This window comes from Idiomarina piscisalsi (assembly GCF_003987095.1).
In the GTDB taxonomy this organism is placed as follows: Bacteria; Pseudomonadota; Gammaproteobacteria; order Enterobacterales; family Alteromonadaceae; genus Idiomarina; species Idiomarina piscisalsi.
Window position 1 is genome coordinate 282,348 of record NZ_PIQA01000001.1, and the last position, 22,420, is coordinate 304,767.

The 22,420-nt window shown below is 46.9% G+C and carries 20 protein-coding genes and 1 tRNA gene; 9 read left to right on the top strand and 12 right to left on the bottom strand.

Annotated elements, in window-relative coordinates; all coding sequences use genetic code 11:
* Window positions 1-2 precede the first annotated feature (2 nt).
* Both CWI73_RS01445 and CWI73_RS01450 read left to right on the top strand, forming a co-directional pair.
* Window positions 3-1,676 carry a M28 family metallopeptidase gene (locus tag CWI73_RS01445; RefSeq protein ID WP_126751224.1) on the top strand — a complete coding sequence of 558 codons (1,674 nt, stop codon included), beginning with the start codon at window positions 3-5 and terminating at the stop codon, window positions 1,674-1,676.
* 73 nt (window positions 1,677-1,749) lie between these two features.
* Complete coding sequence (locus tag CWI73_RS01450; protein WP_126751225.1) at window positions 1,750-2,139, top strand: FxsA family protein; 390 nt, start codon at window positions 1,750-1,752, stop codon at window positions 2,137-2,139.
* A gap of 80 nt (window positions 2,140-2,219) precedes the next feature.
* Here the strand turns inward: CWI73_RS01450 and CWI73_RS01455 are convergent, their stop codons facing one another.
* The 9 genes from CWI73_RS01455 to asnC form a co-directional block, all read right to left on the bottom strand.
* Entirely contained in the window at window positions 2,220-5,321 is a 3,102-nt protein-coding gene (locus CWI73_RS01455) for an efflux RND transporter permease subunit (RefSeq protein WP_126751226.1), read from the bottom strand.
* Between the two features lie 11 nt (window positions 5,322-5,332).
* Window positions 5,333-6,484: an efflux RND transporter periplasmic adaptor subunit gene (locus CWI73_RS01460; protein WP_126751227.1), complete on the bottom strand. Its 1,152-nt coding sequence runs from the start codon at window positions 6,482-6,484 to the stop codon at window positions 5,333-5,335.
* 70 nt (window positions 6,485-6,554) lie between these two features.
* Entirely contained in the window at window positions 6,555-7,571 is a 1,017-nt protein-coding gene (locus CWI73_RS01465) for a zinc-binding alcohol dehydrogenase family protein (protein ID WP_126751228.1), read from the bottom strand.
* Window positions 7,572-7,661: 90 nt separating this feature from the next.
* Complete coding sequence (locus CWI73_RS01470) at window positions 7,662-8,672, bottom strand: ArsA family ATPase (protein WP_126751229.1); 1,011 nt, start codon at window positions 8,670-8,672, stop codon at window positions 7,662-7,664.
* Between the two features lie 35 nt (window positions 8,673-8,707).
* Complete coding sequence (locus tag CWI73_RS01475) at window positions 8,708-8,980, bottom strand: cory-CC-star protein (protein ID WP_058579233.1); 273 nt, start codon at window positions 8,978-8,980, stop codon at window positions 8,708-8,710.
* Between the two features lie 11 nt (window positions 8,981-8,991).
* Entirely contained in the window at window positions 8,992-10,674 is a 1,683-nt protein-coding gene (locus CWI73_RS01480; protein ID WP_126751230.1) for a carbon starvation CstA family protein, read from the bottom strand.
* Between the two features lie 120 nt (window positions 10,675-10,794).
* Window positions 10,795-10,965, bottom strand: a complete 171-nt coding sequence (locus CWI73_RS01485) for a DUF1328 family protein (protein WP_074668909.1) — start codon at window positions 10,963-10,965, stop codon at window positions 10,795-10,797.
* Between the two features lie 159 nt (window positions 10,966-11,124).
* A complete protein-coding gene (locus CWI73_RS01490; protein WP_126751231.1) occupies window positions 11,125-13,752 on the bottom strand; it encodes a M14 metallopeptidase family protein in 2,628 nt (875 codons plus the stop codon).
* A 119-nt stretch (window positions 13,753-13,871) separates the two neighbouring features.
* Window positions 13,872-14,342: a transcriptional regulator AsnC gene (asnC, locus tag CWI73_RS01495; RefSeq protein ID WP_126751232.1), complete on the bottom strand. Its 471-nt coding sequence runs from the start codon at window positions 14,340-14,342 to the stop codon at window positions 13,872-13,874.
* Between the two features lie 134 nt (window positions 14,343-14,476).
* Here asnC and asnA point away from each other — a divergent pair, with 134 nt between their 5' ends.
* From asnA to CWI73_RS01510, 3 genes are all read left to right on the top strand, one after another.
* A complete protein-coding gene (gene asnA, locus CWI73_RS01500) occupies window positions 14,477-15,493 on the top strand; it encodes an aspartate--ammonia ligase (RefSeq protein WP_126751233.1) in 1,017 nt (338 codons plus the stop codon).
* Window positions 15,494-15,522: 29 nt separating this feature from the next.
* Window positions 15,523-16,506 carry an LLM class flavin-dependent oxidoreductase gene (locus CWI73_RS01505; protein ID WP_126751234.1) on the top strand — a complete coding sequence of 328 codons (984 nt, stop codon included), beginning with the start codon at window positions 15,523-15,525 and terminating at the stop codon, window positions 16,504-16,506.
* 65 nt (window positions 16,507-16,571) lie between these two features.
* Window positions 16,572-16,958 carry a glutaredoxin family protein gene (locus CWI73_RS01510; RefSeq protein ID WP_126751235.1) on the top strand — a complete coding sequence of 129 codons (387 nt, stop codon included), beginning with the start codon at window positions 16,572-16,574 and terminating at the stop codon, window positions 16,956-16,958.
* Window positions 16,959-16,969: 11 nt separating this feature from the next.
* On the opposite strand, the gene CWI73_RS01515 is transcribed toward CWI73_RS01510, so the two are convergent.
* The gene (locus CWI73_RS01515) at window positions 16,970-17,806 is read right to left on the bottom strand and encodes a hypothetical protein (protein WP_241968802.1); all 837 of its coding nucleotides are present in this window, start codon (window positions 17,804-17,806) and stop codon (window positions 16,970-16,972) included.
* Between the two features lie 89 nt (window positions 17,807-17,895).
* Here CWI73_RS01515 and CWI73_RS01520 point away from each other — a divergent pair, with 89 nt between their 5' ends.
* Window positions 17,896-18,405 carry an alpha/beta hydrolase gene (locus tag CWI73_RS01520; RefSeq protein WP_126751236.1) on the top strand — a complete coding sequence of 170 codons (510 nt, stop codon included), beginning with the start codon at window positions 17,896-17,898 and terminating at the stop codon, window positions 18,403-18,405.
* Window positions 18,406-18,415: 10 nt separating this feature from the next.
* Complete coding sequence (locus CWI73_RS01525; RefSeq protein WP_126751237.1) at window positions 18,416-18,823, top strand: HIT domain-containing protein; 408 nt, start codon at window positions 18,416-18,418, stop codon at window positions 18,821-18,823.
* Here CWI73_RS01525 and CWI73_RS01530 read toward each other — a convergent pair.
* Window positions 18,813-20,726, bottom strand: coding sequence for a methyl-accepting chemotaxis protein (locus tag CWI73_RS01530; RefSeq protein ID WP_126751238.1), 1,914 nt, complete (start codon window positions 20,724-20,726; stop codon window positions 18,813-18,815). The genes CWI73_RS01525 and CWI73_RS01530 overlap by 11 nt on opposite strands.
* 389 nt (window positions 20,727-21,115) lie before the next feature.
* Here CWI73_RS01530 and CWI73_RS12620 point away from each other — a divergent pair, with 389 nt between their 5' ends.
* Window positions 21,116-21,250, top strand: coding sequence for a hypothetical protein (locus tag CWI73_RS12620; protein WP_275046249.1), 135 nt, complete (start codon window positions 21,116-21,118; stop codon window positions 21,248-21,250).
* The gene (locus CWI73_RS01535) at window positions 21,250-22,287 is read left to right on the top strand and encodes a Fic family protein (RefSeq protein WP_126751239.1); all 1,038 of its coding nucleotides are present in this window, start codon (window positions 21,250-21,252) and stop codon (window positions 22,285-22,287) included. Before CWI73_RS12620 ends, CWI73_RS01535 begins: the two co-directional genes overlap by 1 nt.
* Before the next feature lie 9 nt (window positions 22,288-22,296).
* Here the strand turns inward: CWI73_RS01535 and CWI73_RS01540 are convergent.
* Window positions 22,297-22,373: transfer RNA gene (locus tag CWI73_RS01540), tRNA-Pro, on the bottom strand.
* Window positions 22,374-22,420: the final 47 nt, after the last annotated feature.

The window sequence follows — 22,420 nt, forward strand, 5'->3', positions numbered from 1 at the left end:
CAATGAAATACGCACTAGCAGGCCTAATCGGGCTTACCGTATTAACCGGCTGCGGTCCGGCAAGCGAAGAAGCGAAGCCGACTGAGAAGGCTGCCGCCGATATTAAAGGTTCCGCGTTTAACCCAAATTATAAAAACTACTTAAAAACGTTGGCGTCGGACGAATTTGAGGGACGTGCGCCCGCGTCAGAAGGTGGAGAGAAAGCGGTTAGCTTTATTGAAAACCATTTCCGTGAGTGGGGCTTAAAGCCGTATGACGAAGAAAATAACTCATACCGTCAACCGCTGCCTTTGGTGAAGTTAATGCCTTACAAAGTCAGTTCGTTGAGCTTTTCGGGTGAGTCAGCACCGGAGTCGATGGAGTATCGTACTGAGATGATGGCGTGGACACCACGAGTTGTTGAAGAAGTTAATCTAAACGACAGCGATGTGGTCTTTGTGGGTTACGGTATTGTGGCGCCAGAGTATGACTGGAATGACTACGAAGGTCTGGACGTCGAAGGAAAGACGGTCGTTATGTTTGTCAATGATCCGGGTTACGCAACGGGCGATCCGGAACTTTTCAATGGTAATGCAATGACGTATTACGGTCGCTGGACATACAAATATGAAGAAGCCGCACGCCAAGGCGCAAAAGCGGCGTTTGTTATTCACGAGACCGGACCTGCTGGCTACGGTTGGGGGGTTGTTGCTGGTGGCTCACCAGTGAAGTTCGACTTAAAGCGTGATAATAAAAACATGGATCGCGCTGCCGTTGAAGGTTGGATAACTGAAGAAAGTGCCAATGCGCTATTTGCTTCTGTAGGCAAAAGTCTGGAAGAAATGAAAGAGTTGGCGGTAAGTGGTGAGTTCAAGCCTCAGGTGCTTGATATTCAGGCTGCAATGACCATCAATAACAAGTACGAATACTTAGATACCAATAACGTTATTGGCTATATCGAAGGAACTAAGTATCCGGAAGAGCACGTTATTTATATGGCTCATCATGATCATTTAGGTATGGATCCGGTACGCGAGGACGACCCTATCTACAATGGGGCTCAAGACAATGCCTCGGGTACTGCTGCCTTGATGGCCATGGCAGAAGAGTTCTCTAAACAGCCTCGTCCTGAGCGCTCTATTGTCTTTGCTGCGGTAGGTGCAGAAGAAAGTGGTCTGCTGGGCTCGGCTTGGTATGCGAACAATCCATTATTGCCTTTGGGTAAAGCTGTTGGCGGAATTAATATGGACGTAATGAATGTCTATGGCCCTATGAAAGACATGGTGGTTGTCGGTTATGGTAATTCAAATATGGATGACTACTTGAAACCTTACGTTGAGGCCCAAGATAGATATATAGCACCTGAGCCAACACCAGAAAAAGGCTTTTTCTACCGTTCAGATCACTTCAATCTGGCGAAGAAAGGTGTACCAATGCTGTATGCAAAAGGCGGTAATGATCACTTTACGAAGGGTCGTGAGTGGGGTGAAGAGCAACGAGCTATTTTCAACCGCGATGCTTACCATAAGCCTGCTGACGAGTTTGATGAAAACTGGGATTTACGAGGCGTACAGCAAGACATGTCGCTATTTTATGCGGTAGGTGAAGAGTTAGCGAACTCTCGCGAGTGGCCTAAATGGGCACCAGGTAATGAGTTTGAAGCTGCCCGCAAAGCGACACAAGATATGCGCAAGTAAGACCTTAGATAACTTGGCTGGAACAGATATTCTGTCTTGTTGTCTTAACTGATAGAGAGTTGTAGGAGTCGTTATGACAGATAAACGAGATAAGCTTTATATACGTTTCAGCCAGGGCGGACAAAGTACCCGGGGGCGTTCATCCGCTTCCGGGAACTGGTTTACCCGCATTCTTGGCTTATTATTGCTGTTGGTCATTGTTGGTTTGGGGCTGGCTTTTGGCTTGGTTATTGCCGGTATTTTACTATTACTGATGATACCGGTGCTTTGGCGCCAACGTCATACCATTAAACAAGTATGGCGTATGCGCAAGCAAGCGAAACAGCATTATCAAAATCAACAACGTCAATACGAACAGCAGGAAAGTTATCGTCAGCAAGCGAACCATAAAGAGAGTGATTCAAATGGCTCAGTCATTGACGGTGAATACGAAGTAAAAGATAAAGACGAAACAAAGCGTTAATTAATTTTTTTGTTTCACTTAAAAGAAAACCGGAGCCCTGAAGCTCCGGTTTTTTTATGGTTATTTATTATTGAACCGATTTATTCTTCAGCCTGTTTGGGTGGGAATATCTTTCTCACCACATAGAAGAATAGGGGCACAAAGAATATTGCCAATACTGTACCACCAATCATACCGCCGATAACCCCGGTACCGATAGCGTTACGACTTGCGGCACCCGCACCGTCACTTAAGGCCAATGGCATAACACCAAAGATAAAGGCAAGTGAGGTCATTAGAATAGGGCGCAGACGTAGTCTAACCGCTTCCATGGTGGCTTCGAGCAGCTCTTTACCTTGTGCTTGCAAGTCTTTGGCAAACTCAACAATGAGTATAGCGTTCCTTGCTGAGACCCCCACGGTCGTTAATAGACCGACCTGGAAGTACACGTCGTTGGAAATACCGCGCAGCATCACCGCAACAACGGCACCTAAAATACCTAACGGAACAACCAGCATGACGGAGAATGGAATAGACCAGCTCTCGTACAGTGCGGCCAGGAACAGGAATACAACTACAATAGAAACGGTATACAGTATTGGTGCAAAGTTGCCGGACTGGCGCTCCTGTAACGAAATACCTGTCCACTCAAAACCAATACCCGGCGGCAATTGAGCAATTAAGTTCTCAATTTCCGTCATGGCTTCACCGGTACTGATACCAGGAGCTGCCTGACCTTGAATTTCCAGTGCGGCAACGCCGTTATAACTCTCCACCCGCTGCGGACCATAGGTCCATTCCCAGCTTGAGAAGGAGCTGAAGGGCACCATATCGCCTTGGTTATTGCGTACGTACCACTCGTTAATGTCTTCAGGCAGCATGCGGTCGTCAGCTTCACCTTGTAGGTACACTTTTTTGACGCGGCCACGATCAATGAAGTCATTAACGTAGGCAGAGCCCCAGGCGGTGCTCAGAGTGTCATTAATACTAGCTATGGTCAGACCTAAGGCTTGTGCTTTTTCAAAGTCGATATCAATACGCAGCTGCGGCGCATCGGGTAAGCCATTAGGGCGAACCTGTACTAATTTCTCGTTCTGAGATGCCATTCCCAGCAATTGGTTACGGGCTTCAATAAGGCCCGCATGACCAATGTTGCCACGATCTTGCAGGAACAGGTTGAAACCACTGGAAACACCTAACTCGGGAATAGGTGGCAGGTTAAAGGCAAAAACCATGGCTTCTTTAATACCCGCAAAGAATCCAAAAGCACGACCAATAACCGCATCGACGCTTTGGCTCTCGTTACGCTCGTCCCAGTCTTTCAGGCGAACGAAGGCGATACCATTGGCTTGACTGCGTCCTGAGAAACTAAAACCAACGACGGAGAATACCGATTGTACTGCGTCTTCCTGGTTCAGGTAGTAGTTTTCTATCTTATCCATAGTCTCGACCGATTGCTCAAGCGTTGAGCCAACCGGAAGTTGCATCTGCGTTAAGAAAACACCACGGTCTTCATCGGGCAGGAATGCAGCGGGCAGACGAGTAAATAAGAAAACCAGTACGCCAATAATACCTAAATAAATCAGCCCGAAACGCATGGTACGACGCAAGATATAATGGATAGAATTGGTATACTTCACCGTCCACTTTTCCAAAGTGCGGTTAAACCAGCCTAATGGGCCCCAGCCGTCGTTTTTGTCGTGCTTCACTGGTTTTAACAATGTTGCACACAGCGCCGGCGAGAAAATAATGGCAACCATGACCGAAAGTCCCATTGAGGTAATGATAGTCAATGAGAATTGTCGGTAAACGGCGCCGGTTGAGCCCGGGAAGAAGGCCATAGGTGCGAATACTGCGGCCATGACGACACCAATGGCTATTAATGCGCCGGTAATTTGCCCCATAGACTTAATGGTGGCTTGTTTAGGAGACAAACCCTCCTCGGACATAAGCCGCTCAACGTTCTCGACAACAACGATGGCGTCATCCACCAGGAGACCTATCGATAGCACCATACCGAACATGGTTAATGTGTTTATCGAGAAGCCTGCCAGGGATAAAACACCCATAGTACCGAGAATAACCACCGGTATGGCAAGGGTAGGGATAAGTGTCGCCCGTAGGTTCTGCAGGAAGACAAACATGAGCAGGAACACCAGAATAATGGCTTCTATTAGTACCTGCGCAACCTCTGAAATTGAAATTTTGATAAACGGCGTGGTGTCATAAGCGGTCACCATTTCCATGCCGTCAGGGAAAAACTCTTTCAATTCCTCTATGCGGGCATTAACGGCCTCAGCTGTCTCAAGCGCATTAGCTCCCGTTTGCAGGTTAATAGCAAGACCGGTTGCGGGCTTACCATTATAATTGGCTTCAATCGAGTAGTTCTCAGCACCTTTCTCGACACGCGCAACGTCTTTTAAGCGCACCTGAGAGCCGTCCGGCATAACTTTCAGAGTGATATTTTCAAACTCTGAAACCTCTGATAAGCGTGTTTGAGCAATAATGGTCGCATTCAGTTGTTGACCGTCAATTGCTGGTGTACCACCGAGTTCACCGGCAGCGACCTGAGCGTTCTGTGCACGTATTGACGACTTAAGGTCGTCCATGGTCATGCCGTAGTTAACCAGCGCTGATGGGTCAACCCAGATACGCATGGCGTAAGGCGCGCCAAACAACTGGACGTTACCAACACCGGTTGTCCTCGCAATAGGATCCTGAATATTGGAGGCAATGTAGTCACTTAAATCGGTTTGGGTATAGCGATCGTCGGTTGCGACCAGCGCCAAAACCATTAAGAAAGAGCTACTGGACTTACTGACGGTAATGCCCTGTGCCTGTACTTCCTGAGGCAGCTGTGGCGTTGCCTGGGAAAGCTTATTTTGCACCTGTACTTGCGCAATGTCCGGATCTGTACCGGACGCAAAGGTCAGGCTGATAGTCGCGTTACCAAAGTTACTTTGCGAGGAGAAGTAGAGCAGGTTGTCGATACCTGTCATATTCTGCTCAATGACTTTGGTTACAGTATCAGACACGGTTTCCGCGTTTGCGCCAGGGTAGTTGACTTGTATTTCAACTGCCGGTGGCGCAATGGTCGGGTACTGGGCTACCGGTAGCTGAATAGTCGCAATGGCACCTGCCATCATGACCAACAGCGCGATAACCCAGGCAAATATGGGTCGATTAATAAAAAACTTAGCCATTGATGAATCCTTTACTGCTGTTCATTAGAGGCAGAGTTCGAAATTTGGACCGTTGCGCCCGGACGAACTTTCTGAAGGCCTGAGGTGATAACGGTGTCGCCCTCTTTAACGCCATCTTTGACTAACCAGTCACTGCCAATGGCTCGCTCGGTAGTTATCATGCGCTGTTCTACCTTGTTGTCGTCGTTGACGATCATGACATAAGGGCGACCTCGCGGATCACGAGTCACCGCTTTTTGCGGCAGTAACAGGGCAGTGTTGATAGTACCTTCACTAACAGCAGCTCTAACAAACATGCCCGGATACAGAGTTTTATCCGGATTAGGGAAAACGGCTCTTAACAAAATAGCGCCGGTATCTTCCTCAACGCTTACCTCTGAAAACAGCAATTCGCCTTCCTGATCAAAGTCTAAACCGTTCAGTTTTAAACGAACCGGCGCATTGCCCGACTCGTTGGCTTCAATGCGGCCGGACTGAATGTCTGCCTGAAGTTGCATGAACTGCTTGCTGGATTGGCTGATATCAACATAAATAGGATCAAGCTGGTTGATAGTCACTAGCGGCTCTTGCTGAGAAGCAGTAACCAAGGCGCCTTCAGTAAAGTTTGAACGACCAATAATGCCGTTAATAGGCGCGTTTACTTTGGTGTATTCGAGGTTTATGCGAGCGTTTTTAAGCTGTGCTTCAGCCAGTGCCACTGCCGCTTTATTCTGAAAGTAAGTCGCTTCGGCACTGTCGAATTCGTCCTGACTGACTGCGTTTTCTTCAATGAGCTCCTTGAAGCGGTTATAGCGAAGTTCTGAGCTGCGTAAAACGGCTTTTGCGCGCTGTACTTCAGCCTCTGCACTGGCTAATTCTGCTTCGTAAGTTGCCGGGTCAATTTGATACAACTGTTGACCTTTCTCGACGAAAGTACCTTCTTCGAACGTTCGTTCTAAAAGTACACCACTGACTTGCGGGCGAACCTCAGCAACGCGAAATGCTGCAGTACGGCCAGGGAGTTCGGTGCTTAGCTCGAGTGCTTCAGGTTTTACCGTTATAACATCGACCTGCGGAGCTTGTTGTTGCTGACCTTGCTGCGGTGCGTCACCACAGCCGGTTAAGACTGTGGTTGCTAAAATGCCCGCTGCGAATAACGGCGCAATTTGAAAGCGCTTTTTCATCAAAATACCTCTAGCTTGTCCATTTTTAAATACCGCAGAATTATACATACATTCATGTATGTTTGTAAAACTATTCCTCGACAGTTAAGACGATTTTGCCAATCGTTTTATGCGTTTCTAACGCCGAATGCGCCTTTCTCAGATTCTCGGCATTCATGGGTCCAAAATTCTGACCCAACGTCGAGCGTACCTGATGGTTGTCGACTAAATTAGCAACGGATTGCAGTAGCTCTTGCTGCTTAATCATATCGTCGGTAGTAAACATTGAGCGGGTATACATGAACTCCCAATGCAAGCTAATGCTTTTCTGTTTCATCAGTCGAATATCAAGAGGGTCGGCCGGATCATCAATTAAGCTAAAACGGCCTTGCGGTGCCATAAACGCCATGCTTTGCTCGAAGTACTGCTCGCTGTGCGTGAGGCAAGCGACATCGGTCACCTGACCAATCCCCAGGTTTTCAATTTGCTCACCTAATGGTTTGCTGTGATCGATAACATGATGTGCACCTAAGGCCTTGACCCACTGTTGAGACTCTGGGCGTGAAGCTGTTGCAATGACGGTAGCATTTGTCAGTTGTACTGCGAGTTGCGTGAGTATTGAACCAACACCGCCGGCACCACCTATAATGAGCAAATTACGCTTTTTGTTAGGTGAGGGCGCATCAATCTGTAAACGATCAAAGAGCAGCTCCCAGGCAGTAATAGTTGTTAAAGGCATAGCTGCTGCTTGAGTATCATCTAATGTATTTGGGGCGTGTGAAACAATACGACAATCAACCGCTTGATACTCAGCATTACAGCCGGGACGGGTTAAGTCGCCGGCATACCAGACACGGTCACCGACGCTAAAACCTTTCACTTTGCTTCCGGTTTCAACCACTTCTCCAACAGCGTCCCAACCAATCACTTTATGACCCGAATCGGGCTCGGCACGCATTCTGATTTTGGTATCCACCGGATTAACGGCAATTGCTTTAACCTTAACCAGTAAGTCATGGTCACCGGCAGTGGGTTTGTCAATTTCGATATCTTCCAAAGACTTAGGGTCATCAATGGGAAGAGAGCGTTGGTATCCGACAGCACGCATCGTCTACTCCTTATTTCGGACGTTAAATGTTTTATATATACGCAGTTTAGGTCAAAACGATGACTCTGCGATGAAAGAAATTAGAAAGGATTAGGCTGAGAAGCCACTTTTTTCCAGCTCCTTGGCAAACGCTGAAAGGGCATCGACCCCTTGAATATCTTCTTCTTGCAGATAAAGTTTGAAATTAGGCCACTGGGCAAACGTCTGTTCAATAGTCTCTAAATAGGTTTGCTCTTGTTCTTTACGCTTCGCCAGAAAACCGCCGTCTGCTGACTCAGGTAATATACGATTCACGACTACCCCTGAAACCGGTAGTTTTTCTTCAGTAAGTGACTGTAATGCACGTCGAGTTTCGTTAATTGGCAAACGCTCAGGCGTTAGCACGAACAAAATGCCGGTATAGTTCGGGTCCTGTAACAGTCGGCGAGTGCGTTGAAAAAGACGTTGTCGATTGAGTAATTGTTCGGTAATGGCTTTGGTTTTATCCGACATTCCGTCACTGGCGTTGTCAGACGGATCTGCCATTGGATTATTAATGTCCTTACCGGCCTTCGGTGACAAATGCTCCAAGACACTGCCGAATTCCTCGGAGCGTTTTTGCGAGCGCAACATTCCTTGCGTCCAGGCTGCCATCGCTTCGGGGAGGGATAATAAACGTAACGTATGGCCGGTCGGCGCAGTATCAAATACGAGCAAGTCGTAGTCTTGCTCGGCTTGGTCAATGATTTTGCAAATGCGCTCGAGCATAGCTGCTTCTTGCGCGCCTGGTGACTGCTGTGTCAGTCGCATTTGCCGTTCAATTTCAGGAAATAGGTCGGGGTTGGTAAAACGCTTCATTTGCGAGCTAACACGAGCAATGTGCTCTTTCACTTCTTTATCGGGATCAATTTCCATAACCGTGAGGTTGTCAGAAACATGCTGCAAACGATCACCAATGTCCATATTGAAGACATCGGATAGACTGTGAGCCGGGTCAGTGGATACCAGTAACACCTTTTTGCTGTTCTTAGCAGCTAACATGGAAAGCGCGGACGAGACTGTTGTCTTGCCAACACCACCTTTACCACCAACAAGTAAGATTTTTTTACTGGATAACTGCATACAACGAGCTCTTTAGTGGAGGGTGAAAAAATTGACTAGCAGCAACGGAAGTGATCAAGCGGTGAGTGCTCCATCCCCATTCGTTTGTGCCATTCGTGAAAGCGTTCAAGCATTAACGGTTGTAATTCTAATGTGTAATAGGCGGCCGGATTCGGCACGCCCATTATCTCGGAGTAAACTAAGAGCATGAACAAGTCATCTTCATCACGTTTAGCGCGAGCAATGGCAGAGCGGTAGGGCGCGTTATAAAACTCGTTTACCAACTCGCCTGCTCGGCTGAACCAACGTTTTACCGAATGAATGTTCATGCTCATGTTTATTACCCTTTTGTGTTCTCCGCTTTTTGTTCCTTTTTAATTTTCGACAAACTGGCACTTGCTTCCAAAGCTATCCAGATAGCTGCTACCAGAACCACCAAATCGAGCGTTAACAGGAACCAGTCGCCTTTATCGTAGAAGCCTTTCAACTGAACAATAAGTGCGAACACTGTCATTATTAACAAGAAAATAAGCGGTAATAACGTGTAGTACATTGGACGACCTAAGCGCACCAGCATAACGGTAATAACCAAGAGTGTCAGACCGGCAAGCAGTTGGTTGGTCGTACCGAACAGAGGCCAAATTAACAAGCCACCAGAACCATCGGCACCACCTGCACCAAACGCCAGTAATAAGCATGAGCCTACCGCCAGCAGGGTTGCTGGTAAGGCTTTTTGCATCCAGCGAATGTTATATAAACCACCCCATTCCTGGAAGATGTAACGTTGCAGGCGCAGACCGGTATCCATAGTTGTACCTGCAAAGAGGACAGCCATTACTGTCAGTAAGGTTTCGGCAATGTCAGCCTCAAGGCCTATCCCCTGACTAATGATGTTTGCGCCACCTTCAACGAAGGCCGCAACACCACCTTGGCCGAAAGAAGAGTATACTGCTTCCCAGTCAGCCAGTGTTGCGAAACCTGCTGTCGCCGCAATAATGGTTGCCAGCGACAGCGAGCCTTCGCCAATGGCGCCAAAATAACCGACAAACCGGGCGTCTGTTTCTTTATCGAGCTGCTTAGAGGTGGTTCCCGAAGCAACCAAACCGTGGAAGCCGGAAATTGCGCCACAGGCAATGGTAACAAAGAGCAACGGCAGCATGGATGGCGTGCCTTCAGGCGTATTGGTGTTAAATGCCGGAGCCGAAATCTCTGGCCCTAATAACAAGGTAGCGCCGTAAAGAAGAATCAGGCCAATAAACAGCTGCAGGCCGTTAATGTAGTCACGCGGTTGCAATAACATCCAAACTGGCAGTAGTGAAGCAATAGCCGCGTAACCAAATAAAATAAGAACCCATTGAGCGTTATCGCTGACACCCATAACAGTCTCAGGCAGTTCCAGCGGCACAGAAGGACCAACCCAAATAAGCAGATATAGGGCTATAACGCCTAACACAGATACTGCGCCCAGGCCCATCCATTTTCGGAAGATTATTTGACCAATAATCAGTGCCACAAAAATAGCACCCCAGACCGGCACCACTGAACTCGAGAACTTAATTAGCAAACCTGAGATAGCAGTCGCGAATACGGCGTTAACCATCAACAAGACCAAGAAGATGACTATCATGAATAGCGTTTGAGAGCGCTTACCGACAACATCACCTGTCAAGTTACCAATAGACTTAGCTTTGTTACGGTTACTTGCCCAAATAGCGCCAGCGTCATGAACACCTGCGAAGAAAATAGTACCGAAAACCACCCAAAGGAAAGCGGGTACCCAGCCCCAAATTACAGCGATAGCCGGACCGATAATAGGAGCGGCACCTGCAACAGAAGTAAAATGGTGTCCCCAAAGTACGTATTTATTGGTCGGAACAAAGTCGACGCCGTCTTCGAGTTCGTGGGCGGGGGTTTTGAAGTTAGGATCAAGCTTAAAGATTTTTTCGGCAATGAATTTCGAGTAAAACACATAACCGAGAAACATTGCGCCTAAACCTAAAAGCATCATGACGATAGCGTTCATGGCGTTAGCCTCGTTTTTATTGGGTTAGAAGGACATTGATCGAATATCACCGCTAGTGTAGCGCATATTCAATAATACTGTGCATTCGACCAATGTCTAATTGTTTGTCTAACCTCCTAACTACCTACCCGGGCCTTTTACCAGCCGAACGACAAGAGATATCGCAAACAGAATGATGAATATGTAGAAGATGATTTTGGCAATTTCAGCGGCGGCACCTGCTATTCCACCAAAGCCAAATACGGCAGCGATTACAGCGACAATTAAGAATATTAGTACCCAACGTAACATAAGCACCTCTTTTTTATGAGATTTTAAGTGTCACTAGTTAAGGTAGACCAGTATTTTTGGCTTTGCCAGCAAAGGAAATGTAAAGATAAAGGCGGTTGAGAGAAAAAGTCACTGCCCGTTGAGGACAGGCAGTGACAGCTTTAAAGGGGTTAAAAAGCCTTAGTGAGCTTGCTCAGCCGCTTCTTCATCAGCTGCGGCTTTATCTTTGAGAGGCTTTGCATAAACGTTGATGCGGTCGCCTAAGTAGATAGCGTTACTCAATAGTTTTGCCGTGCCCCAGAAATAAGCGCGGAAGTTTACGTTATCGGTAAAGGCTATAACATGACCGTCACCAAAGCGGTGGGCAGCGATGTTGGTTTTGCCTTTAAGAATGTCGCGGTTACGTTTGTCGGCGTAGCCACTTAATAGTGGGGTGTCGCTGTATTTAGCAACGGAGACAAACGGTGACTCTGGTGTTTCAAAGGCTTCTAACGAACTTTTGAATACCGGCATGGTTGAACGCGGAAAGCCATAGAACAGCGGGTGCGAAGTGTCCACGTCCATCGAGAAAATAGCTCCTGCGATACGTTGTTCGGCATAGAAATCGTCGCGCTCTTCATACGTCAGGCCTTCTTTTGCAAAAGCATTTTGATAGACCTCTTCGTCAACGTAGCGAGCGTGGAGCAGGCCATTTTCTGAAAGCCATTTCGCACCGCCTCGCTGACCAATCATGATACCGCCTTGCTGAACCCATTGTTTCAGTTTCTCTTTGACGTCGTCAGACAGGTAACTGTTGTACCAGCCATCGACCATAATAATGTGAGAATAACGAGTTAAATCAACGCGCGATAACCGGTCTGTGTCAACCATGGACAGAGGAACACCCACGTGGCGATCGAGGTAGTACCAGGTTTCACCAGCTTCGTACAGGTTCACACCGTCGCCGGTTAGCATCATTACCTTAGGCTCTTCTACCGGCTGAATATTACGGCTACCTAAGTCGACACCTTCAGGGGTAAGCCCCGTGCCAATAGATGTAACTTGTACGTTTTGCTCTTTAGCCAGAGTGGCTAAAATGCGTTGTACCTGATGCCAGTCTTTATTTTGGTAAGCCTTTGGTACAACAACGGCACCCGGTTCAAAGGTTTTGCGTTCGCCCTGAGCTTTAACTGCGAAAGACTTGGTTGACTGACGCGCGTGAATGTCGTTCTCCAGCAGGCTTTGCAATAATGCCGGTGCTTTGTAGTCGTCCCAACTAAAGGCATAGGCGTAGGCGTCTTCCAGCGTGGTTTGCCGCTTAACCGGAGCATCCCAGGCTGCATCAGCAATTTGAATACGTCCACGGTGTGTTGTAAACGGCAGGTTAAAGGCGTGTGCTAAGGTCCAGCCGGAAACATCGTAGAAAGTATTATCCGGGAAGTCTTTACGAGTGCTAAAGATGCCCTGAATAAGACCAAACTGGTCTTGTTCAGCCGGAATATAATAGCTTTGACCAGCTTTGTAGACCTGGCCGTCTTTTTCGATATCTTTTTCAACGCGATAGCCTTCAATACCATGTTGTTGAAGAATATCGATAAAGCCTTGCAGACGAGACGTATCGGTAGCATCACCGACAAGGTAGCCGTCGAAGTTTTGGCTAGCCGCTGCTTCTAATGCGTTGTCATAAGCCTGTTCCTGGAAGCTTATAAAACGCGCTTTGTTTTTATGAGCGCCATAAATGGTGCTAAGTGACGCCACAAACTGATTACGAATAGTGAATGGGAAGGCAACTTCACCGTTTACGGAGTCTTGCAAGTGACCACGGCTTGATGCCTGCTCAAACAAAATACCAACGGCGCCCTGAATGTCAGGGTAAGTAGAGCCTTTACCGTAATAAAAATCATCGAAGGATTCTTCGGTGTAGTAAAGGCTGCCAATATCATCCAGCGAGTCTGCATGTTCAGCCGCTAAAATCTCGGTTAAACGCACGTTTTCATCGGGTGTCAGTGGGTTTTTGCGCGACGGGATACCCGGCTGGAAGAAGTAAGTGCTGTTAGTGCCCATTTCGTGATAGTCAGTGAGCACGTTTGGCTTCCATTTCTGGAAGTTAGCAATACGAGCTCGTGACTCAGGGTGTTGCAACAGCAACCAGTCACGGTTCATATCAAACCAATAGTGGTTAACGCGGCCCCGGATAAAAGGCTGAACGTGTTCACGACTCTGCGGGTCTGCGACCAGGTTTTGGCTTTTATGCTGATTTGCCCATTGTGCAAAACGCGCCAAGCCGTCGGGGTTAAACGCAGGGTCTAAAAGTACTACTGAGTCTTTTAGAACGGCCTCTATTTCTTCACCTTGCGCTGCCGCCAGGTAATAAGCCAATAAAATAGCGGCGTTACTGCCACTGGACTCATCACCGTGAATGCTGTAACCCATGTAAAGCACTAATGGTGTGTTGTCAGGGTCGGCGTCACGCGACGTGTCAGCCGCCGCTAAGTGGCGCTCGCGGACGTCATCAATATTCTTATGGTTGTCAGGTGAAGTGACTGTTAGCAATACCAGCGGGCGCTGTTCGTGTGTGCGGCCAGTTTCTTCAAAGGTAATGCGATCAGACTCTTCCGCCAGTTGCTTCATGTAGTTAACAATTTGCTCTGGGCGCGCGTGCCAGTCGCCTACGTTATAACCCAGCGCTTCTTTAGGCTTGGTTATGCTTTCGTCATAACTGACATCTGCAGGTAAGTAATACGACAGGTTCTCAGCGACAGCAATCGAGGGTACAGCAACGATAGCGACCGTAAGCGCACTGACGTAACGAATGCACTTTCGTAACATACGGGCTTCCTTCTTTATTCTAGTTACTATTATCAGTGACTTTACCCTAACAGATACTGGTGTATAAGCGCTTCTTTTTCGGTGTTTTGTTTCATTCCTGAGGTAAATGACCGGACAGGTTAAGGTTGCAAGTCTCGCTTTATAGGTTGCTGCAAAGAAATAAGTGTTTCAGTTGACTGTATTTCAGGGATGGCCTGAATGCGGTTAATAAGAATGTTTTGTAAGTCATCTATTGAACGAGTCAGTATTTTTATGAAAACGTTGTACTGACCGGTGGTGTAGTGAGCTTCAATAACTTCTTCTAACTTTTCCAGTTTAGCGATAGCCGAGGGGTAATCGCCCGCCTGGCGCAAAGTAATGCCAATAAAACAGCAGACTTCATAGCCTAGAGCTTTAGGATTAACGGCTAAGTGGGTGCCTTTAATAATTCCCGCACCGCGCATTTTTTCGACACGAACATGAATGGTTGCCGGGCTCACTTTATAACGTTTGGCAATTTCGCTATAGGCTTTGCGAGCGTCATGCAGAAGCTCTGACAGGATATTTTTATCCAAATTGTCGATTTGATAATTTTGCGCTGGTTTTTTCATGGTTATTTAAAGTTTTTGTGAATTTATACGCTTTTATTTTAATTTTTTTACAGCGAAAAGCTAATTTTATTTGTGCCTGTTGAATGTTTCTTATTATTTGGTGTTAATAAGTTAACAGAGAACAGGAGAGACTTATGAAACATTCATTTATAGAACGACAGCAACTTATTCGCCAAATTAAAACGCAGTTTACTCAGGAACTTGCATCGGCATTAAACCTTATTGAGGTTCAGGCGCCGTTACTGAGCGAATGTGGAACTGGCGTGCAGGATGACCTGTCTGGCAAAGAGCAATCGGTTAAAGTGTCAATAAAGGCGATACCCCACAAAACCTATGAAGTCGTTCACTCGTTAGCGAAATGGAAGCGACAATTACTCGGTGAGTATGGATTTAGCGAGGGAGAGGGTATTTTAACCCACATGACCGCGTTACGGCCCGATGAAGAAAGCTTAGGTCACAAGCATTCAGTGTATGTCGATCAATGGGACTGGGAAAAAGTCATTGCCGAGCATGATCGCAGCGTAGCTTACTTAAAACGGACTGTCAGGCGCATCTATGCGGCGTTGCTTCGCACTGTTGAGTGCATTCCTGAAATTAGAGCGAGCGGATTAGAGCTGCCTGACGACATTTACTTTATTCACAGTGAAACTCTGGCGCAGCAATACCCCGAATTGAGCTCGAAACAACGCGAGCGGGAAATAACCAAAACGCACGGCGCCGTTTTTATTATTGGTATTGGTGCGCGGTTAAGTGATGGACAAGCGCATGATGCACGCGCGCCCGACTACGATGATTGGAGCACGGTGTCAGAAACCGGAGAAACCGGATTAAACGGTGATTTACTCGTCTGGCACGAGGCTATCGACGATGCGTTAGAGCTATCCTCTATGGGTATCAGAGTTGACAAGGTCGCATTAAAACGTCAACTAGAGTTGAGTCAACAGCAATCTAAGGCTTGTTTACCATGGCATAAATCGCTACTAGGTGGGGGAATGCCTTTAACAATTGGTGGCGGCATCGGGCAGTCGCGAGTGGTTATGTTCCTTATGCAAGACAGTCATATTGCCAAGGTGCAGGCGAGTGTCTGGCCGGAGGAGGTCACGCAGTCATTGCAATCTGACCTTGAAAATAAAGAAGTCATACCAATATAAAGAGCATTAATCACTGTTTTTAAGTTGTTATGAAATATTCATTATTAGACCTGGCTCCGGTGACCGAAGAGGGAACAGCAGCAACCGCTTTACATAATGCAGCAGACATTGCTCAGCATGCGGAAAAATGGGGCTACTCTCGCTTCTGGATGGCGGAGCATCACAATATGGAAGGTATAGCCTCGGCTGCAACGGCGGTTGCGTTGGGTTATGTGGCCAGCAAAACTGAGCACATACGAGTGGGCTCAGCCGGTATTATGTTGCCAAACCATGCGCCTTTTGTAGTGGCGGAGCAATTCGGAACCTTAGATGCGTTATACCCGGGCCGAGTTGATTTAGGGTTGGGCAGGGCGCCGGGCACTGATGGTGCAACGTTACGGGCATTGCGCCGCAGTCCGAATGACGCAGAAAACTTCCCGCGTGATGTGCAAGAGTTACTCGGTTATCTGGCAGAAGCCCAGCCTGCTGATGTCATTAAAGCGGTACCTGGCTACGGACAAAAGATACCGGTTTGGTTGCTGGGGTCCAGTACATTCGGGGCGCAGCTTGCAGCTCACCTGGGGCTCCCGTACGCCTTCGCCTCGCATTTTGCACCGGATTATTTGCATCATGCACTAAAAGCCTACCGGGACAACTTTAAGCCGTCACAATACCTGGATAAGCCTTATGTTGCGGCAGCAATGAATGTGTTTGCCGCAGATTCTGAAACAGAGGCTAGATATATGATGAGCTCAACGCAACAGCAATTCATCGCGCTTAGACGAGGTACGCCGGGTAAATTAAAAGCGCCAGTTGAGGATATTAGCCGGGTGGGCTCACCGCAGGAAATCGCGGGTGCGAATCACGCACTGACTTATACTGCAGTCGGCACAAAAGATACTGTGAGCCGTCATATGAATCAGTTTATTGATGACACAGGTATCGATGAATTGATTTTAACCTGCCATGGGTATGATCACGACGCGCGCTTGAGGAGTTTTGAGATTGCCAGCGAAGTATTAAACGAGCGTTAAGCAATACGCCGATATGTGCTAGGCTATCGGCCTTTCTTTGTTATTAATAGTTGAGTTTTCGATTTATGCGCATTGTGATTCGTTATTTCTTTCGTTTAGTTCGCCTTATTTTAATGCCGTTTATGATTATTGGTGAAAAGCTGACAACCCCGAAAGGTGTTGAACGCAGTGCTGAAGAGCAAAGCAAGGTGGATGAACAATGTAAGAACCTGGCTTTATATCAATTCAAAACCTGTCCGTTTTGTATAAAGGTTCGCAAAACCATTGCGCGTTTGTCGTTACCCATCGAACTTCGTGATGCTCAACACAACCAAACTCATAGAAATGAGTTAGAGCAGGGTGGCGGTCGAGTGAAAGTTCCATGCTTACGTATAACCGAAGAAGACGGCTCTACCACCTGGATGTACGAGTCCGATGATATTAATCAATACTTAGAAAAGCGTTTCGGTTAATTCTACCGACATTAACGTGGCCGGTTTGGTCCCAACCACCGGTCCAACGCTCGCTGAAACTCTGAATTGCTTTGTACGGAACTTATCGCGCTGTTCAGAGTTTCTATGGTGCGTTTACCCCATTCGTTTCGTGTACAACCAACAGCACCTTCAATAACCTGACCGTCGTATTCTGCAATAGGAATAAAACTGAGTTTGGCACCGTCATCATGAGTGCGCTGGTAATAGGTTTTTATCATTTCGTAGTCGACAGTGTAGTCAATACGATCATTCAGTATCATAGCAAGTACGCTTACGTGTGACTTCTGCCCACTGATAAAGCTAAAGTTACTTGAGTTAAGCAGGTAGTCATCGATAAAAGGCTGTAATTTGCCGTAACGGCGTTCATCGGGTTGTCCAAAGCGTAAGTCGGTGTCTTTCGCGAGCTCTTCGAACCGAACAGGGTAGCCATATTTGGCGGTGATATACTGAGCGGTATCTTGGTTGGTTATTACCCCATGTGGTGCGTACTTGTGGGTTGTATCGCTGTAAAGAAAGGTGTCGTTATAGGAGCTATTTTTAATGACACAGGGAAAGCACAGGTTTTTACTGCGTTTCATTATCATCGTGATGCGTTTTGACGGCATTTTTCTGATGTTATGCGTGGTTTGTGGCAATTCTTGCTGGAATGCACTGACCAGAGCATCACAAACACCGGCGTCTTTATATTCGCCGTCGTAAATATGAAAGGGCGGCGCCGAGTTAACGCCCCAGGTAATGTCATCGTTAGCCACTGCTTTTGCAGACAGGAATGAGCCCATTGAAGCAGCCACCATGACAAGTAGCGATACACCAGTTTTTAGCGGCATAACGTCCTCCTGTGTGCATTATGTTTGTTAACTCAATCTATACTGTAAGTTTTAGCGTAAGCTAAACAAAAAATATAGGGTTTTGATACATGAATGTTGTTTTTAGTCACGGAAAAGAAAGTGGACCTTGGGGAACCAAGATCAAAGAACTCGCTAAAGTAGCTAAGGAAAAAGGCTTTGAAGTGGATAGTATCGATTATCAGGGGATCGACAACGTTGATGAGCGTGTTTTGAAACTTCGACAAAAATTAACATTTATAAAGGAGCCGGTTGTATTGGTGGGCTCAAGCATGGGTGGTTACGTGGCAACAGCCTGCGCCGGAGAGCCTACCTGTAAAGGCTTATTTGTGCTGGCGCCGGCCTTTTACTTGGGGGGCTCGGTTAACTTCGATATTGTGGCTCTTCCCGAGTCGACGGCTATTGTGCATGGTTGGCGTGATGATATTGTGCCAGTAGAGAACAGCTGGCGCTTTGCGAAGCAGCACTCAGCAGAATTGCATATACTGGATGATGATCACCGATTGATAGGCACGTTACCTAAAATAAGTACGTTGTTCTCTCAGTTTTTAAGCCAGTTTAAAACGCAGGACGCTAATTAAGGAGTCAATAATGAGTGAATTCCCGGTTGCAAAGGCACTGCTAGAAGACAGTTACTTTTTATCCGACTGGCCGTTATGCCAAGTGCGAGTAATGAATGACGCACAGTACCCTTGGTTTGTGCTAATTCCGCGAGTCGATGATGTGCGGGAACTCTGTGACTTAACTGAAGAGCAGCAAATTCAATTTTTGCATGAAAGCTCATTTTTAAGTCACTGGCTAAAGGCAGAGTATAAGCCCGATAAACTCAACGTCGCTGCGTTGGGGAACCGAGTGCCGCAGTTGCATGTGCATCATATAGCACGGTTTATGAGTGACGCGGCCTGGCCGGATCCGGTGTGGGGTAAGCAACCAATGCAACCCCTTTCAGACAAGGAAGTTGCACGGCTGCAAGAGTTATTCGCCGATATTACGTTTTAAATTGCTCTAATTGCTTACGAAGGCTGTCAGCGAGTGAGGACATTTGCTCACACTCGCTGTGGCTTTCGCGAACCGCTGTCGACACCTGCGTAGCGAAGTCAGCAATAGACTGAATGTTGGCAGCAACATCCTGGCTAACCGATGCTTGCTCTTCTGTTGCGGTCGCTATTTGAGTGCTCATATCTGCGGTTTCCTGAATGAGATTAACTAACTCATTCAACTTATTGTCGGCATCGCTCAGTTTTTCGCTGGTGCTTTGCGCTTGTTTACGGTTGTGCTCCATAGCGGAAACCGCATTGCGAGAACCTTCTTGTAGGCGAATAATTTTCTGACGTATTTCTTCGGTTGACTGACTGGTACGCTGTGACAGGGTTCTGACTTCATCAGCGACTACCGCAAACCCTCGGCCGGCTTCGCCCGCACGAGCAGACTCAATGGCTGCGTTTAACGCAAGCAAGTTGGTCTGCTCTGAAATACTTTCAATGGTATCAATAACGGTAACAATACTTTCTACGTCGTTTGCTAAGCTTTCAACAGACTGTGCCGCACTTTGCATTGAGTTAGATAACTCGTGCATGGTATTAACGGCTTGTCGTAACTGCTCTTGATTTTGCTCTGTGGTTGAGCGCGACTCTGACGCATGGCTGGCCGTTTGGTTGGCGTTTTCGGCAATTTCACGAACTGTGGTCTCCATTTCGTTCATAGCGACCGCAACCTGGTCTGTTTTATTCTCCTGCTCGTTGGAAAGACCATCAATTTGCGTCATGGACTTATCAATTGAAGTCACTTTCTCGTTAACTTCATAAGCGGTATTGCGAACATGCGTAATAATACTGCCGAGGTTGGCCACAAACGCATTGAACCCTTTTGCTAAGTCACCAATCTCGTCATTGCTGTCAATATCCAGTCGTTGGGTCAAGTCGCCGCCCTCGTTGGACATACGATTAAGGTTTTTGGCGACATATTTAATAGGGCGAACAATTTTCTTAGCGTAGAACCAGCTACCCACAACAAAGGCTGTGCCAATAACGATACTGAGAATAACAATGGCGGTAATGGTCTGGTTGAGGCCGGAATATAGCTCAGACTCTGGCATTTCAATAATAATGCGCCAGTTGGTGTTAGGCAGGTCAGTGCTGGCAACAATCCAGTCTTCGCCGTTGTGGCTGCTATAGCCTGCTTCAAAATCTGAGTTGCTCAGCATTTGGTTAGCAACATCAGAGCCAACCTCTGACGACAGGCTTCTGAAGTCGTTAATTGATGGGTGGATCTGAATGTTTCCGCTGTCATCAACGAGGTAAGCAATACCCGTTTCACCCACCTGAAAGTTTGCAATGGCGTCTTGTAACGCTTTCAGGCTTTGACCAATACCGCCAATACCTAAAGTCTCACCATTGTCGGTAATGCGGACATTGACGAAAACCGTTGGCGTGCCAGAGTTTTCATCAACGTCAAAGTTTAACTCTTGCTCATCACCACTATCGACAAAGTCATAGAACCATTGGTCACGCTCAACCGACGGAGAAACTTGCTTTAAGATGCCATCTGCGGTGTAGTAGTTGCGACTTAAATTACTGATTGCAAAGGCTGCGACAGCATTTCTGTTTGTGTAAACGCGGTTAAGGTATTGGGTGATCTCATCTTGAACTTGACGGCTGTCATCATTTTTTAAGGCATCAATGAGGTATTGGTTATTCGCAATTTCCTGTGAGACCAACATAGGAGTGTTTATAAGCTCGCTGATTTCGCCACGAATTTCACCTAAGGTGGCTGGTAATTCTTGCTCTATGACTCGCTCTTCAATCAGAGAGCGCATCATGTAAGTAGAAATGCCTAGGGCGATAACGAGTAGCGTTGTTAAGGCAATGGCCATGCTTAGGGTTAATTTATTTTGCAAATTCATGCTTACCTCAGTTAATACGAACTATTTGCTTGCCGGTGACGTATCTATTATTGATATCGGTTAATACAGCGAAATAATTAGGAGAAGTTTTGACGTCCTTTCCTTTATTAAATGAGCTTAGAACAAAGACTCAAGAACTGCACAGTAAACTTGTCGGTACAATGACTGACACTGAGGCTATGGGCGCCGCATAGGTTATTGAGGGCTCGACACTGGGCGGGAAGATATTTCATAAAAGATTGCAAAAAACAGGATTTCATTGCTAATGCTAACGCCCTGAGCTACTTTAGCTTTTATAAGGAAAATACTTGGTCAGATTACATCAGTTGGTTGGAAAAGCAGTCACTGCAGCCATGCAGAATACGCTGGGATATGTGCAGGAGCAATAAGTGCTAGATAGTGAAAGAAAAGCGGCTATTAACTTAGCTGAAGATGAAACCCGCACTCAGCTGATAAAACGTGTTGATGATGCGCTGTACGATGCAAAGGAAAATGGGCGAAACAGGGTGGTGGCCGAAAAATAATGATAAATACCGAGGGTGCGTTGTCGACGCAAAGCATTAACCTGGTTGCTGATATTAGTAAAAAGCTCGGCTATTTAGAGTGTTTGCTTGAAGGCGGTCAGCCTGAACAAGTTGATCTTAGTGACGTTTCGCGTCAGAAAAAGCTGAATGCCTCTATTGGTATGGATTTAAACGCAACGCGGCTTAACGGCGTGTCTTTAAGCGAGACTTATGAGTCGCATTCGCGCTGGCGCATAGGATCTGATGAGAGTCTTCGGGATGCTCATAGACAGACTTTTGCTGCCGTGTCGCCGGAAGCGGGTCGCTATCGTTCTACGGGAATGGGTATTTACCAATATAACAAGCTGGTGCACACCACCGTGCCCGCCGGACAAGTGCCTAAGCAACTCCGCTCATTACTTGAGTGGGTGGAGCAAGCGGACGAGCATCCGTTAGTTAAAGCCGCCATATTTTTGCGTCAATACGAATTCATTCAGCCATTTTCTATTGGGAATAGCAGTATTGGCCATTTGTGGGTCAGCCTTATTCTTGAGCAGTGGCATGCTTTGCTGCGTTGGCTTAACTTTGAAAGCAAGTTAAAAGAAAAGCGTAGCGAATATTATGACTGCTTAAGGTTGTCCATTGGTAATAATGACCTGAGTGTCATGGTTGAGTTTGTACTGAACCGTTTGAAGGAGGCTTTTGATGAGCTTCTGGATGGCGTTGAAAAGACACTAACGGAACAAAATAAGTCGGTAAATTCGCTGAAAGCTTCGGTAATAAGTTCGGAATTTAATTCGGGGAAAGGGCGTTTTCACGAAATTAAGCCTTACTTTACCACTCGTGAGAACATTCTTGCGTTATTACAGGAACACCCAGAGTGGAGCGCCGCACGATTATCAGAAGTGCTCGGAATTTCTGACCGTGCTGTCGAAAAGCACATTTCCAAATTAAAGTCTCGCGGACAATTAAAACGTGTTGGCTCAGCAAGAGGCGGATACTGGCGAGTCGTTGCGCCGCTGAATGAACAGCTAGGTTTGCTTCAGGGAGATAACTAAAGGAAGAATTGGTCGGCGTGAGAGGATTTGAACCTCCGACCCCTGACACCCCATGACAGTGCGCTACCAGGCTGCGCTACACGCCGACCGAGGGAAGCTATCTTACTGTATTTGACGTATTACGCAAGCCTCA